Source organism: Micromonospora sp. RHAY321, from assembly GCF_023896955.1.
Lineage (GTDB): Bacteria > Actinomycetota > Actinomycetes > Mycobacteriales > Micromonosporaceae > Micromonospora.
Genome location: NZ_JAMHIW010000011.1, coordinates 81,399 through 94,987, shown reverse-complemented (window position 1 = coordinate 94,987; position 13,589 = coordinate 81,399). Strand labels below are relative to the sequence as shown.

Genomic DNA, 13,589 nt, shown 5'->3' with positions numbered 1-13,589 from the left:
ATGTCCGGCCGGTGCGGCAGTCTTCTGCCCGCCGGCCGGTTGTCCCTGTCGGCGTGCAGCGGCACGGCCGGTGAGGCCACTCACAGATGTGGGTAAATCGGTTTAAGCCGGCAAGACTTGCCGGCTGCGCCGTGTTGGGGCGTGTTGGTTCTGTCGTCAATCGCCCCGGGGGTTTGTCGTGGCCAGAGGTGCCACCTTCGCTGCGCTGCGCCACCGCAACTACCGGATCTGGGCATTTGCCGGTTTTGTCTCGGTCATCGGGACGTGGATGCAGGTGCTCGGTGTCAACTGGTACGTGCTGAAGGAGACCGGCTCCGCGACGTCCATGGGCTTCGCCGTGCTGCTCCAGGCGGCACCCACGCTGCTGCTCAGCGTCTGGGGCGGTGTGCTGGCCGACCGGCTCCCCGCCCGTCCGCTGCTGATCACCGCCCAGGTGGCCCACGCGGCCCTCGCCGCGGGGTTGGCGGCGGTCGCCCTCACCGGCGTCGGCGGCCTGCCGCTGATCTTCGCGATCTCGCTGTGCACCGGCGCGGTCTCGGCGATCGAGGGCCCGGTGATGGGGCGCTGGTCCTCCACCCTCGTGGACCGGGAGACCCTCGGCAACGCCCTGGCGCTCGGCTCACTCACCAACTCCGCCGGCCGCATCCTCGGCATGAGCCTCGGGGCCGTCGTGGTGGCCGCCGTCGGCCCCGCGCTGCTCTTCGGGATCAACGCGGCGAGTTTCGCCGCCGTGGTGGTGGCGCTGTTCGCCGTACGGGCGGGGAGTCTGCGGCACCAGGCGGAGGCGGAGCCGGACGCTGCGGCGACCCACCGGGGCGGCGCCCGGGCCGGGTTCGCGTACCTGCGGCGGCAGCCCGTGCTGCTCCTGGCCCTCGCCCTGTCGTTCGTGCTCGGCAGCCTGGGCCGCAACTACCAGGTGACGATGGCGGCGATGAGCGACGGACCGCTCGCCGCCGGGGCATCCGGCTACGGCTTCCTGTCGACCGTCTTCGCGATCGGGACGGTGGTGGGTGCCCTCGTCGCGGCGCGCCGGCGTGCCCTGGGCTACGGGACGCTGGTCGCCGCGGGCCTGCTGGCCAGCGGCTTGCAGATCGTCGCCGGTCTCGCTCCGGAGACCTGGAGTTTCGCCGCCGTGATCCTGCCGATCGCCGCCGCCGCCGTGGTCATCGACACCACCGTCGGCACCCGCGCCCAACTCGACACCGACGCCGCGATGCGCGGCCGGGTCCTCGCCGCGTTGGCGGTGACCGGCTCGGTCTCCGCCGCGGTCGGCGCGCCGCTGCTCGGCTGGCTCGCCGAACACGCCGGCCCCCGGCAGACGCTCGTCCTGGCCGGGTCCGTCGCGGCCATCGCCACGACCGCGGCGGCCGTGGCGCTGGACCAGCAGCGCGTTCGCCGGCTGCGCAGCCGGGTCGCTCTGGCGCTGGCCGCGCCGCCGCTGCGGCGCCCGGTACGGCAGGTGGCGCGCATCGTCCGGCCCGCCCGGGCGGTCGGTGGGGCCCGGCCGACGCCGCGACCGGTGCCGGCGAGCCGGGTTCGGTCGATCCGCCTGGCCCGGGTGTGCCCCGTCTGCGCACCGTCGCCCGCTCGGAGCCGACCGGTGCCGCCGGCCCGGGACGTCCGGCACGGCGCCGGCTGTGTCAGCCCGTGCTGACCGGCCCGGCTCGCGGGCGTGGCTGCCGCTGAGACAGCGGTCACCCCGGTCGGTCGGCGTACGGGGCCGAGCGATACGAAGATCATCGTTACGCTGCGATCATGGACATCGAGGAGCGGCTACGGCGTACCCGCCGGTGGCTGTGGATCGTGCTGATCGGGCTCTTCCTGAGCGGGGTGACCGCGTTCCCGCTGGAGATCGAGGTGCGCTGGCTGCTGCGTGCGCTGGACCCGCTCGCCGGCCAACTGCCGGCGCTGGTCGACTGGATCGAGCGGGTGCACACCGGGCTCGTGACGGCCGGCGACGACTATCCGTTCCTGCTCTACGGCACCGACTGGCTGGCCTTCGCCCACCTGGTGCTGGCAGTGGCCTTCTGGGGTCCGCTGCGCGACCCGGTGCGTAACGTCTGGGTGGTGCAGGTCGGCATGATCGCCTGCGCCGGAATCGTCCCCCTGGCGCTGATCTGCGGCCCGCTCCGGGACATTCCCTGGTTCTGGACGCTGATCGACCTCTCCTTCGCCGTCGGCGCGTTCCCCCCGCTCTGGTTCGCCTACCGGCACATCCGTGCCATCGAGGCGAGCACGGCCGAGGCGACCGGTGCGGTGCCGGTGACCGGGTCACCCGCTCAGGCGTCCTGAATCGCGCGAGCGCTCGGCCCGCCCGGTTGGCGGCGGCGCTGACGACGGGAGGCCCGCCACCCATGGGCGGCGGACCTCCCGGCCGGTGTCGGTGCTCAGTGCATCAGTTGGTGGGCCTCACGGATCTTGGCCCAGGACTTCGGTTCGGCCGGCGGGGCGGCCTTGCGCGCGGCCGAGGCCACGTCGGGCCGGCCGGCGGTGAACAGCCAGGTGGTGAAGAGTTCGTCCAGGTCCAGACCGGAGATCCGCTCGGCCAGGGCCTGGAACTGCTCGATGGTGCCGTTGCCGTACCGGTGCTCGCTGGTCCAGGCCGGCAGGATCTCGAAGAACGCGTCGTCGCCGACCGCCAGGCGCAGCTGGTGCAGGGTCATCGCGCCCCGGTCGTAGACGGCGTCGTCGAAGACCCGGCCGGCGCCCGGGTCACCGGGCAGCACCTGCCAGAACTCGGAGTCGGCCGGGTAGCTGGCGTAGGTGAAGTCGAAGACCTCCTGGGCGGTGCCCTCGCCCTGCTCCTCCGACCAGAGCCACTCGGCGTACGAGGCGAAGCCCTCGTTGAGCCAGATGTTGCGCCAGTCGGCAACCGAGACCGAGTCGCCGAACCACTGGTGGGCCAGCTCGTGCACCACCACGTACGTGTTGGCGCCGCGCCGCCAGAAGCCCGGGCCGTACACCGGTCGGGTCTGCGTCTCCAGCGCGAAGCTGATGCCGTCCACCGGCCCGGCCACGCCGCCCTGCGCCTCGAACGGGTACGGGCCGAAGATCCCGCTCTCCCAGTCGACGATCTCGGCGGTCCGCTCGATGCTGGCCCGGGCGGCCGGCCCGAGCTCGCCCAGTGAGGTGCTGTACGCGTTGATCACCGGCTGGCCGCTCGGCGAGGTGTCGGTGACGATGTCGTACTGGCCGATGGCCATGAAGGCCAGGTAGGTGGCGGTGGGGGAGGTGGTCCGCCAGATCCACCGGGTGCGGTTGCCGGCCTCGGCCAGCGGCGGCCGTGGCTGTACGCCGTTGCTGATGACCTCGACGCCGGTGGGCACCGACACGGAGACGTCGAAGGTGGCCTTGTCCAGCGGGTGGTCGTTGCTCGGGAACCACCACCACGCCGACTCCGGCTCGTTGACCGCCAGGGCCCCGTCGTCGGTACGCGTCCAGCCGGTGTAGCCGCCGACCAGCGTCTCCGACGGGATGCCGTCGTAGCGCACGACGATGGTGAGCTGCTGGCCCCGGGTCACCGTGCGGGACGGGGTGACCACCAGCTCGTGCGTGCCCGCGGTGCTGGTGCTCGCCGCCCAGCCGTTGACCCGCACCGACTCGACGTCGAGCAGGAAGTCCAGGTTGAACCGGGACAGGTCCTGTGTGGCGGTGGCGAGGATGGTGGTGGTGCCGGTGAGCCGGTCGGTGGCCGGGTCGTAGCGCAGCCGGACGTCGTAGTGGGAGACGTCGTAGCCGCCGTTGCCGTAGTCGGGGAAGTAGCTGTCGCCCAGGCCTGGCGCGCCGGGTTGCGGCGCGACCGTGACGACGGGCCGGCCCCAGCCCGTGGGAGCGGCCTGGCCGGGGGTGCCGGCGAGCATGGTGCCGGCGGTGGTGAGGGTCAGGGCGGCGGTGGCCGCCGTGAGGACTCGTCGCACGAGGTGGACTCCCTCCATCGGGGTGTTCGCACCGCCAACCTAATCGACAACTGTGAACGTCGCCGACCCGCCGCGCGGCGTACCGACGCTATTCCATTGATCTAAATGTTTCGATAGCATTACTGCCTGGTAACAACCGTTCCACCCCTGGCCACGCGCGCGGTCGCAGGATCCCACCACCCCTGCCCTGTGGAGGTCCGTCATGCCCCACCGCCCGCTGGCCCGCGCCCTCGCCGCGCTGGTCGCCCTCTTCACCGCCGCCCTCGGCGCCGTGCTCGTCCCCGGCACCGCGCAGGCCGCCGCCGTCAACTACGTCGCGCTCGGCGACTCGTACTCCTCCGGCGTCGGCGCCGGCCCGTACGACTGGTCCAGCTGCCTTCGCAGCCAGAAGTCGTACGCCCCGCTCTGGGCGGCCGCCCACGGGGTGACCAGCTTCAGCTTCCCCGCCTGCGGCGGCGCGGTCACCGCGGACGTGCTCAACAGCCAGGTCAACGCGCTCAGCGCCAGCACCACCCTGGTCACCATCACCATCGGCGGCAACGACGCCGGCTTCGTCGACGTGATCACCAGTTGCCGGTTCGGCAGCACCACGTCCTGCACCAACGCCGTCAACACCGCCAAGGCATTCGCCACCACGACGCTGCCCGGCCGGCTCGACGCCACCTACGCCGCCATCCGCAACCGGGCACCCAACGCCCGGCTGATCGTCCTCGGCTACCCGCGACTGTTCGAGACGTCCTCCTGCGGCTGGCTGGCGATGAGCACCTACAAGCGCACCATCCTCAACGAGGCCGCCGACGTGCTCGCCTCGGTCACGGCCGGCCGGGCCACCGCGGCCGGGGCCACCTTCGCCGACACCCGGCCCTACTTCGCCGGGCACGGTGTCTGCGCCGGCGACCCCTGGATCAACGACGTCAGCGGCATCATCGAGGCGTACCACCCGGACGCCGACGGCTACCGGTACGGCTACCTGCCGGCTCTGAACGCGGTCACCGGCTGACCCGCACACACGTCCCAGGCGGTCGACGGTCCACCCCGGACCGTCGACCGTCGCGCGGCGACCCGGCCCGGTCGCGTCGCGTCGGTACTGTCCCGGTGTCACCGCCGTCCGTTAGGGTTTCGGCGAACCGGACAGCCGTGGCGTGGGAGGCAGAGCGTGGGCAGGCTCGCGTCGGCGTACGGGCAGGCGGTCAGCGCCCACCGGGCGGCCCGGGCACACCTGGACACCGCCCGGGGCGCGCTCGGCGCGGCACCAGCTCCCGCCGCGCCGGTCGGCGCCGAAGAGCTGGTCGCCCGGCTGGCCCGGGTCGGCGGCGCGCTGGCCACCCCCACCCCCGGCGCCACCCCGCTGACCGACGCGCCGACCGCGGTCCGGGTCGGCGAGGCGTCCACTCCCGACGGCGGCTTCCCGGTGCTGCTGCCGCTCGGCGGCGGCCACCACCTGGCGCTCGACACCGACGCCCGGGACCCGCGGGTCGCCGGGCTGCTCCGGGCGCTGGTGCTGCGCCTGGTCGCCACCGCCCCGGCCGGGCAGGTCCGGGTCGCCGGCATCGACACCGCCGCTCTGGGCGCCACCTTCGGCCCGCTGCGCCCGCTGCTCGACGCCGGGGTGCTCGACCCGCCGGCGACCGGCGAGGCCGAGGTGGCCGCGCTGCTGGACGCCGCCGAACGGCACGCCCGCGCCGCGCAGCACGCCGAGCCCGGCAGCCGGCAGCTGCTGGTGGTGGTCGCCACCGCCGCCCCGCCGCCGCGTGAGCTGGCCCGGCTCGCCGCGCTCACCCACGCCGGCCCGGCCGCCGCCGTCTGCGTGCTGCTCGCCGGCCACCCGTCCCGGCTGCCCGGCGAGACCTCGCCGCCGCTGGGCGGCACCACCGCGCTGCGGCTCACCGAGGGGTACGCGCACGTCGGCGACCCGCCCGGCGCCCCGTTCAGCGTCGACGGCAGCGGTCTCGCGGCGCCGGTGCTGCTCGACGGCGACCCGCCGCCGGCCTCGGTACGCGCGCTCGCCGAACACCTGGGCGAAGCCACCCGCCGCACCGAGGCGCTGCACTTCGCCGACCTGCTGCCCGAGCGACGCTGGGCCGAGTCCGCCGGCAACGGCCTGCGGACGGTGATCGGCCGCACCGGCCGCGCCCCGGTGACCGTCGCCTTCGACGACGCCACCCCGCACTGGCTGGTCGGCGGGCGCACCGGCGCCGGTAAGACCGTCTTCCTGCTCGACGTCCTGTACGGGCTGGCCGCCCGTTACTCCCCGGCCGAGCTGCAGCTCTACCTGCTCGACTTCAAGGAGGGCGTGAGCTTCACCGAGTTCGTGCCCACCGAGCGGGACCCGTCCTGGCTGCCGCACGCCCGCGCCGTCGGCATCGAATCCGACCGCGAGTACGGCCTCGCCGTTCTCCGCGAGCTGCGCCGGGAGGCACAGCGCCGAGCCACCGCCCTCAAGCGGCACGGCGTCACCAAGCTCGCCGACCTGCCCCGGGACAACCCGCTGCCCCGCGTCGTCGCGGTCATCGACGAGTTCCACGTGCTGCTCGCCGGCAACGACGCGCTGGCCCGCGAAGCCGTCGACCTGCTGGAGGAGCTGGCCCGCAAGGGTCGCTCCTACGGCGTACACCTGGTGCTGGCCAGCCAGAGCATGACGGGCATCGAGGCCCTCTACGGCCGGGCCGAGGCGATCTTCGGGCAGTTCGCGCTGCGGGTGGCACTGCCCGGTGGCGGCGGCGTGCTCGACCCGCTCAACGACGCCGCCGCGGCGCTGCCGGTCGGCTCCGCCGTGGTCAACACCGCCGCCGGCGCGGTCGGCGCCGACACCGTGCTGCGCTTCCCCGACGCGCACGCCGCCGCCGCCGACCTCGCCGCGTTGCGCCACGAGCTGTGGCAGGCCCGCCCGCCGGGCTCGCGGGCGCCGGCGGTCTTCAAGGGGTACGAGGCGGCGCGGGTCGAGGACGACCCCACCTTCGCCGGGCTGCGCCCCGGTGGCCGACGCCCGATGGCGCTGGTCGGCCGGACGGTCGACGTGCACGGCACCACCGCGCTGTTCCTGATGGACACCACCCCCGGCCGGCACCTCGCCGTGGTGGGCACCGCGGCGGCCGGCGCCGACGTGCTGCGCGCCGCCACGCTGAGCCTGGCGCGCCAACACGCCGCAGGCGACGCCCGGTTCCTGCTGGCCTCGCTGGTCACCGCCGCCGACCCGGTCGCCGACGAGACCGAGGCCGCGCTGCGTGCCGCCGGCCACCCGGTGCGGCGGCTCGACGCGGCCGGCCTGCGCGACCGGATCGCCGCTGTCGCCGACGCATCCGCCGGCCGCGAATACCTCGTCGTGTTCGGGATGGACGCCGCCGCGTCGGTGCTCGGAGCGGCGGACCCGGTCACCTTCCGCTCCGGCCTCGACGACCTGCGCGTCCTGCTGCGCCAGGGGCCCGCGCAGGGTGTGCACCTGCTCGGCTGGTGGCGTGGGCTGCGACGGCTCGCCGACGACCTCGGCGGCACCCAGAACCGCGACGACGTCGCCTGCCTGGTGGCGCTCAACGTGCCCGGGGCCGAGCTGGCCCTGCACCTCGGGATGCACGACCTGGCCTACACGCCCCGCCCCGACCGGGCGCTGCTGATCGACCGGCACGACCAGCGCACCCGGCTGATCGTTCCGTTCGCCCGCGACGAGCACGAGCCGGACGGGGAGCACTGAGGTGTCCTTCGAGGAGTACGCGGCGCTGGCCCGACAACTCGCCGAGCAGCGCCGAGCCGGCGAGCGCGACGCCGCGGCCGAGTCCGAGCGCCGCCGTGACCTGCACGCCACCGTCGACTACCTGCACCAGCGGCTGACCGCCCAGGGCCACCGCCTCGACCAGCTCGGCCGTGCCATCGGCATCGACCAGCCGGCGGGCGCGCCGGGGCCGACGCCCGGGCCGTCGGGCACCGCACCGGGGGCGCCTGGGTCGGGGCAGCCGGGCGCCGCACCCGGACCGGGGGACGGGGGATCCGCCGGCGCAGCCGGCGCGCCGGGGCGGGCGGATGCCGGGGCGTACCCCCAGTTGCCGGCGGGGGAGGCGCGGCTGGCGCTGCCGACGGCGGTGAGCCCGGCGGGCGCCGGGGTGCCGGCGCAGCGTGCGGTGGCGGTCGACCCGGCGGTGGAGCTGGAGCTGGCCCGGCGGATGGCCGACGAGGCGGACCGGCACGGGCAGCAGGCGGAGCTGCTGGCCCAGCGCCCGGCGCTGCTGCCGACGTGGTCACCGCTGGCGCGGGCGGTCGCCGTCTACGCCGGGTGCGGGGCGGCGGCAGGGGTGCTCATGCTGGCCCTGGTGCTCGCCTCCGGGGTCGGCCTGGTCGACGGGTTCACGCTCGGCGCGTGGATCTGCGCCGGGTTGCCGGCGCTGGCGTTCTTCGGGGGGTACCTGGTGCTCGGCCAGTGGGGCCGGCCCGCGATGGTCGCCGGCACCCCGCCGCGCTACCTGCCGCTCGGGTTCCTGATCTGCTTCCTGCTGGTCCCGGTCGCCTACTGCGGCTACCTGCTGCTGGTCCGTGGCCTGCGCTGAGCCTTCGGCGGGCCCAGCCCGGCCCCGGGGCATGATCCACTCGGTATCGCTGACATCGCGGTATCCGAGCCGCTGGGACACCCCGACATCGCCGAAGTCGTGTCGATCTTCGGCCGGCGTCCACTGTGCGCGCTCTGCTGCCGTAGTCTCGCGCCCCGAGCGCTATCAGTACGCGATCCGTCTTGGTTGGGCCGAGGTTCTGGGACGTCACGCATCGACGTTCCGCAAACGGCACGTCGAAAGGTTGGTCAGGGAATTGCAGGGACAGATGTCCACCAACGTTGAGCCGGTGGCGGCATGGGGCAGGGCGGCCGTCTCGCCGGCAGACGCCGATGCTGCCGCAGCGACGCCCACGCCCCGCTCCGACCAGGAGCCAGGGCTGTCCGTTGTCGCGGCGTCGCGGCAGGCCGGCCCCGGCGCGGTGGTCGCGGGTTTCGGGTTGATCGCCGTCGGCGCTGTCGCCGGTTGGATGATCTGGCGTAGCGGCGCCTCCGCCGCGAAGATCCAGCCCAAGGACACCACGGGCGTCTTCCTCACCCTGTTGGTCTTCGCCGCAGCCGTCGAGCGGATTCTGGAACCGTTCTCGCGATGGCTGCCGGGACGCGCCGCCGAGGCCGCGTTGGCCCGGACGGTCACCGACGTGAACGGCCGGGTCGCCGGCCCGACGGAGGCTGACCGCGAGGCGGTCGCCATGGCCACGGCGGCGGTGGCGCAGGCGAAGGCGAACCGCACGATCGTCGCGTGGGGTCTCGCGAGCGGCTTGGCCACCGTGGCGTCCAGTGCCGGCGGGTTCTACGTCCTGCACGCGGTCGCGGGTGCCGACTGGAACGGAATGGCAGTCTGGGTCGATGCCATCGTGACCGGTGTGATGGTCGGCAGCGGCACCAAACCGTTGCACGACCTGGTCAACCGGGTGCAGAACGGGCCGCAGTCTCCCTAGAGCGACGCCCGGCGCCTGTCGCCATCGTGGATGGGAGGGCGCCCTTCCCATCCACGATTCACCGCTCGTGAGTCACATCCTGCGTTGAGTTGTCGACGGTGTGCGCGGCGGCGGCGAGAACGTCGTCGCGCTCGCTGTCGGTGAGACCTTCGTCTTCGAGCAGGCCCAGCAGCAACACCGTCCGCGCGACGATCACCGCCGCGCTCTCGGGCACGGGTGGGCGTTCGCCGAGCGCCGCCCAGACCAGCGCCTCAGCCAGCACCGGGTCGACGTCGCGTCCGGTGACGTCGTAGCGTTCCCGCGCGGACGCCACGAACCGGATCACCGGTGCCCGATCCTGCCCGGCGACGAACCGTCGCCGCACCGCCACCAGCAGAGCCCCGGCGAGCAGATCGGCGTACCGCCGCCAGTCCGGCTCGGCGAACCGGCGCAGCCGCCGTTCGTGGCCGCGCAACCGGCCGGTCAGCAGGCCACGCAGCGCCGCGTGAGGGTCGGTCACCGTCGTCGCTCCCTGATCATCGTGAGTGCCCTCCTGTGTCGCCGTCGCCTGGCCACGAGGATGCGTGCCGCCTGGCAGCCGCGCTCGATCTCCTCGGTGCTGGTGCTGGTGCTGGTGGCGTCGCTGGCGCTGAGGGGTGCGGGCGGTGCCGCCGGCTCGCCGGTCAGTGCCGCCACCGAGCGGTCGATGCGGCAGGCGCCCACCGCGAGCCGGGCTACGACCAGGTCCAGACGGGTGATCGCCGCCGCGAAGTGCCGTGCCGCGACCGCGTCCGCCACGATTTGTGTACGTCGCAGCCGGTCCTCGGTCGCCCCCAACCGCCAGCGGACACGGGCGGCCAGCGCGGCGGCCCGGTCGGCGTCGACGTGGGCCGCACGTAGGCCAGCGAGCAGCTCACCCGCCGATCCGCCTTCCTTGGGCGCGCCGGCTGGGTCACGGCTTGCGGCCAGGCCGGCGTAGACCAAGGTCAGTGCTCGCCAGCACTCGGTGACCGCGTCCTGCCAGGGCAGCCGTCGGCCGGGCGGCCCCGCGCCGTGCAACTGTGAGCCGGCCCGGTCGGCGGCGGTGATCGTCGCCAGCCAGGCGTCGCGCAGGTCTTCCACGGTGTCTGCGTTCATTCGCCCGCCTCGGCGGTGGACTTGACCAGGAGGGCGAAACGCACATCGGGGCAGGGGTAGTCAGCGCCGCACCCGCAGAGCCAGCGGCGTACCACGCGAGGTGGATGGGCGAAGAGGATGTCGTCGGCATCCTCCACGTCCTGATGGGACACGAGGGATCTCGCCGGCTGTTGGCGGGCGGGTGGTTCCTGTGGGCTGTCAGGTTGATCGGCCATCCGGTGCTCCCGTCGGGTCGGTCTCCTTGCTGCTAATGGCGTTGTGCTCATGGCGTTGCGTCGGGGCGGCATGCGGGCGCGCCCCGGCACGCCCGGCCGGACGGGGGGACCGACCGACCGGGCGCTCTGTGCGCGGTGGGGAAGAACCAACTCCTCGGGTGCTGACCAGGGAGCCGGTCAGTTCGGAGCCTAGGATAACAAGCTATCGCAGTCAAGCTATCACTTGCGATAACAAGGTGAAGAGTGGTCGAATGGCGGTGCTGACCAGGGAGTACCGCCATGCCACCAAGCCCCAAGTGGGTTGAGCTTGCCGAACACATCCGCAAGCAGATCGCCTCGGGCGAGTTGTCGCCCGGCGACAAGCTGCCGTCGACCACCCAGCTCTGCCAGATTCACGGCGTCTCCGCGATCGTCGTACGCAATGCGATGCTCACCCTGAAGGCCGAAGGGCTCGTTGTCGGCGTGCCTGGCGTCGGCGTATACGTCGCCGAGCGCTGAGCGCGCCCGCTCTCCCTGTGTCGCTTGAGATCTTGGAAGGATTTCGCCCGTCTGTGGGCCGAAACCTTCCAAAATTCACTGCTCCTCGCAGTTGCTGGTAAGCGATCACGCGGTCGCGCTCAGTGCGCGAATCTCGTACGCTCCCTTGTGGTCTCCGCCGGTGCGGTGGTGGAGGCGATGGTCGACCACGGGGAGGATGCGCGTGAGCGCAGCACAGATCATCGCGAGGTTGGCGGCGGCGTCGCAGAAGCTGGACGAGGCGAAGGCCAAGACCGCTGCGGCAGCGCAGGACGCGGCCGAGGCGCGTGCGCTCGTCGCCGGAGCGCTGGAGGGCGTGGCCGCCGGCCCGCTGATCGGCATGATCGACGCGTACCGCCAGGCTCTCGCGCAGGCGTCGCAGGGCGGCGACCCGGCCAAGCAGCACGTCCAGGAGACGATCGCCAAGGTCCGCGCTCTGGGAAACTGACCACGGGTGGTGGTAGCCCAACCCACCAGCCACCCGCGGCAGTCGAAGTTACCTTGCGACCGGCAGTGCCAAGCCAGGCAACAGCCTCTACGCCCAGCGCCAGCGGCCTGTCCCAGGCGTTCCGGGATCGGAGTGCTGCTGAAGCACCGCAACCGACGCGCAGGGAGCGGGTCAGCTCCGAGGCGATCGCGCTCGGTGGTTCGGTAGCTACGACTGCCTGGGCCACCTTCGTCGAGTTTCTGCCGCTTGTACCCAAGGCCATCGGTGGCTTTCTGCTGGCGGGTGTGGCCACGACGGGTGCGTACAAGGCGTGGCAGGCTAAGCATCGAGAACAGGGGAGGCGCGATGAAGATCGATGACCGCACCGAACAGCTCGTCCGCGACACGCTTCACTGGGTGGTGAAGCGGGACTTGGACAAGCTCGACGCTGCGCTGAAGGCGTTCCCCGACGAGACGGCGCGGAAGGCGGCTCTCGCGTTGGTGGTCGCGATTTCGGGCTTCGTTCTCATAGATCTGCACAATGCGAGGCCCACGCCTGACCAGGTCGCTGTGCTGGCCGCGGAGATCGGCCGAATGGAGGCATGGGCATCAGTCAGCGCCGATGAAGCGGCTTCCTTCATGAACGCTGTCGTGGCGGGCAGGTCACTGACCGAGCGGTTGGCGCCGGACGACATTGTGGTGCTGGCGTTCGTCGTTGCGGGCAGCCTGCTCTCCGCGCGTCCGCTGCCTGAGGGACAGTGGTGGTTCAACTACCTGGACAAGGTGGAGGCGGCGATCGAAGCCGCCGGGTGACGCCTGGTCAACCTTGCCGGCGCTGAGACGTGGGGAAACACGACGCTTCAGGACGGGCTCAACCTCTCGAGAGGGCTCAACCTCTCGAGACCTTCAAGTTCGGCATGCTTGCGGGCTCAATCGCCACCGGTCGTGCGGCTTTCAGCGAGTGATGCGGACCGTGTTGCTGTACGGCCCGCCGTCGCAGCCGTCGTCACTACAAAGCTCGATCAGTCCGGTGGCCAGCGCCTCACCCTTGTGGAAGACGGCCCCGCCAGCGTCGGCCAGCACCCGCGCCGTCACGGCCTGAGGCTCACCTGTGCAGTGCAGGGGTGTCCAGCCTGACCCGTGCGCCACGATGGTGCCCGACCGCTGCCTGAGGCTCACCTCGGCGCTGCCGTTCGCGCTGACCGGGCATGTGACGGTGAGGGTGACGTCGACGGCGACCCCTCGGGCAACGAGGGTCGCGGACGTGACCTCGACGGGGCCCGCCGCGCTCGCTGGCGTTGGCGCCAGGAACACGACCAGTGACAGTGCCAGCAGTGCGATGGTGGTGACGATGCGGCGCACGAACGTCCTCCTTGCCGGAGTGAGTGCTTACCTGCGGTCACCATAGCCTCGATGTCTGCGGTGTGTACCAGCCGAAAGCGCTCGGTCACCACCAGGGTGTCGTCGTTCACGGAGAAGTCGGGGTCGCCCAGCTCAGCGCGGACCTCCGCACTGTGCCAGAAGCTCTCGTGCCCGGCCCGCCACTGCGCCACCGATTCGTCGCCCTCACCCTCGTCGAGGGCGTGCTGGAGGTCCACGTCGGCGAGCCGGACCACCCGTACGTCGGTCAGCTCGATCGCCGCGACCCGCCGGTTCTGGGAATCCACCACCGCGCACCGTTGGCCGACCGTGGGTAGTGGCTCGTTCTCCCGCTCGTATCCGAGCAGCAGGCCGGAGGTCGCCGTCTTGGCGCCGGACAGGATCGCCGCCACCAGTTGGTCCCGGAGCGGCCCGGGAAACGCGAACTCCGCCAGTGGAAGACCGTCGAGATCCATGCCGCCGAGGGTACGGCTCGGTCCCGCCTTCCTGTCGGCTGCCGGACAGCTCCGAAGCCGCAATTCGCACCCACCGAAATGGGCCACT

At 72.7% G+C, this 13,589-nt stretch carries 14 protein-coding genes and 1 pseudogene; 9 read left to right on the top strand and 6 right to left on the bottom strand.

Features of this window, described 5'->3' with window-relative positions; genetic code table 11:
- Nucleotides 1-178 precede the first annotated feature (178 nt).
- Nucleotides 179-1,654 (top strand): MFS transporter, encoded by a 1,476-nt coding sequence (locus tag M8C17_RS21965; protein WP_308209579.1) that lies wholly within the window; start codon nucleotides 179-181, stop codon nucleotides 1,652-1,654.
- A gap of 101 nt (nucleotides 1,655-1,755) precedes the next feature.
- Nucleotides 1,756-2,292 carry a hypothetical protein gene (locus M8C17_RS21960; protein WP_252418414.1) on the top strand — a complete coding sequence of 179 codons (537 nt, stop codon included), beginning with the start codon at nucleotides 1,756-1,758 and terminating at the stop codon, nucleotides 2,290-2,292.
- 95 nt (nucleotides 2,293-2,387) lie between these two features.
- Here M8C17_RS21960 and M8C17_RS21955 read toward each other — a convergent pair whose 3' ends face one another.
- Nucleotides 2,388-3,917 carry a M1 family metallopeptidase gene (locus M8C17_RS21955; RefSeq protein WP_252418413.1) on the bottom strand — a complete coding sequence of 510 codons (1,530 nt, stop codon included), beginning with the start codon at nucleotides 3,915-3,917 and terminating at the stop codon, nucleotides 2,388-2,390.
- Nucleotides 3,918-4,119: 202 nt separating this feature from the next.
- Between M8C17_RS21955 and M8C17_RS21950 the strand changes: the two genes are divergently transcribed.
- From M8C17_RS21950 to M8C17_RS21935, 4 genes are all read left to right on the top strand, one after another.
- A complete protein-coding gene (locus tag M8C17_RS21950) occupies nucleotides 4,120-4,917 on the top strand; it encodes an SGNH/GDSL hydrolase family protein (RefSeq protein ID WP_252418412.1) in 798 nt (265 codons plus the stop codon).
- Between the two features lie 156 nt (nucleotides 4,918-5,073).
- Nucleotides 5,074-7,605, top strand: coding sequence for an FtsK/SpoIIIE domain-containing protein (locus tag M8C17_RS21945; RefSeq protein WP_252418411.1), 2,532 nt, complete (start codon nucleotides 5,074-5,076; stop codon nucleotides 7,603-7,605).
- Between the two features lies 1 nt (nucleotide 7,606).
- On the top strand, nucleotides 7,607-8,452 hold the full coding sequence (locus M8C17_RS21940) for a hypothetical protein (protein ID WP_252418410.1): 846 nt from the start codon (nucleotides 7,607-7,609) through the stop codon (nucleotides 8,450-8,452).
- A 31-nt stretch (nucleotides 8,453-8,483) separates the two neighbouring features.
- The gene (locus M8C17_RS21935) at nucleotides 8,484-9,392 is read left to right on the top strand and encodes a hypothetical protein (protein ID WP_252418409.1); all 909 of its coding nucleotides are present in this window, start codon (nucleotides 8,484-8,486) and stop codon (nucleotides 9,390-9,392) included.
- Between the two features lie 58 nt (nucleotides 9,393-9,450).
- On the opposite strand, the gene M8C17_RS21930 is transcribed toward M8C17_RS21935, so the two are convergent.
- The 3 genes from M8C17_RS21930 to M8C17_RS21920 are packed head-to-tail and all read right to left on the bottom strand — an operon-like array spanning nucleotide 9,451 to nucleotide 10,660.
- Nucleotides 9,451-9,891 carry a hypothetical protein gene (locus M8C17_RS21930; RefSeq protein WP_252418408.1) on the bottom strand — a complete coding sequence of 147 codons (441 nt, stop codon included), beginning with the start codon at nucleotides 9,889-9,891 and terminating at the stop codon, nucleotides 9,451-9,453.
- Complete coding sequence (locus M8C17_RS21925; RefSeq protein ID WP_252418407.1) at nucleotides 9,888-10,508, bottom strand: hypothetical protein; 621 nt, start codon at nucleotides 10,506-10,508, stop codon at nucleotides 9,888-9,890. Before M8C17_RS21925 ends, M8C17_RS21930 begins: the two co-directional genes overlap by 4 nt.
- Nucleotides 10,505-10,660, bottom strand: coding sequence for a hypothetical protein (locus M8C17_RS21920; protein WP_252418406.1), 156 nt, complete (start codon nucleotides 10,658-10,660; stop codon nucleotides 10,505-10,507). The genes M8C17_RS21925 and M8C17_RS21920 overlap by 4 nt, the downstream gene beginning before the upstream one ends.
- 342 nt (nucleotides 10,661-11,002) lie before the next feature.
- On the opposite strand from M8C17_RS21920, the gene M8C17_RS21915 reads away from it, so the two are divergent.
- The 3 genes from M8C17_RS21915 (at nucleotide 11,003) to M8C17_RS21905 (ending at nucleotide 12,479) form a co-directional block, all read left to right on the top strand.
- Nucleotides 11,003-11,221 (top strand): winged helix-turn-helix domain-containing protein, encoded by a 219-nt coding sequence (locus M8C17_RS21915; protein ID WP_252418405.1) that lies wholly within the window; start codon nucleotides 11,003-11,005, stop codon nucleotides 11,219-11,221.
- A gap of 202 nt (nucleotides 11,222-11,423) precedes the next feature.
- Nucleotides 11,424-11,687: a DUF6244 family protein gene (locus M8C17_RS21910; RefSeq protein ID WP_121657199.1), complete on the top strand. Its 264-nt coding sequence runs from the start codon at nucleotides 11,424-11,426 to the stop codon at nucleotides 11,685-11,687.
- A gap of 345 nt (nucleotides 11,688-12,032) precedes the next feature.
- A complete protein-coding gene (locus M8C17_RS21905; protein WP_252418404.1) occupies nucleotides 12,033-12,479 on the top strand; it encodes a hypothetical protein in 447 nt (148 codons plus the stop codon).
- 141 nt (nucleotides 12,480-12,620) lie between these two features.
- On the opposite strand, the gene M8C17_RS21900 is transcribed toward M8C17_RS21905, so the two are convergent.
- Together M8C17_RS21900 and M8C17_RS21895 are read right to left on the bottom strand one after the other, a co-directional pair.
- On the bottom strand, nucleotides 12,621-13,028 hold the full coding sequence (locus tag M8C17_RS21900; protein WP_252418495.1) for a hypothetical protein: 408 nt from the start codon (nucleotides 13,026-13,028) through the stop codon (nucleotides 12,621-12,623).
- A gap of 59 nt (nucleotides 13,029-13,087) precedes the next feature.
- A pseudogene (locus M8C17_RS21895) lies at nucleotides 13,088-13,501 on the bottom strand (ASCH domain-containing protein); the annotation flags it as partial.
- Nucleotides 13,502-13,589 lie beyond the last annotated feature (88 nt).

What these genes read in the sequence shown, in the direction of transcription:
- M8C17_RS21960 (WP_252418414.1), top strand. Translation starts at nt 1,756, where the DNA reads ATGGACATCGAGGAGCGGCTACGGCGTACCCGCCGGTGGCTGTGGATC.
- M8C17_RS21950 (WP_252418412.1), top strand. Translation starts at nt 4,120, where the DNA reads ATGCCCCACCGCCCGCTGGCCCGCGCCCTCGCCGCGCTGGTCGCCCTC.
- M8C17_RS21935 (WP_252418409.1), top strand. Translation starts at nt 8,484, where the DNA reads ATGATCCACTCGGTATCGCTGACATCGCGGTATCCGAGCCGCTGGGAC.
- M8C17_RS21925 (WP_252418407.1), bottom strand. Translation starts at nt 10,508, where the DNA reads ATGAACGCAGACACCGTGGAAGACCTGCGCGACGCCTGGCTGGCGACG.
- M8C17_RS21915 (WP_252418405.1), top strand. Translation starts at nt 11,003, where the DNA reads ATGCCACCAAGCCCCAAGTGGGTTGAGCTTGCCGAACACATCCGCAAG.
- M8C17_RS21905 (WP_252418404.1), top strand. Translation starts at nt 12,033, where the DNA reads ATGAAGATCGATGACCGCACCGAACAGCTCGTCCGCGACACGCTTCAC.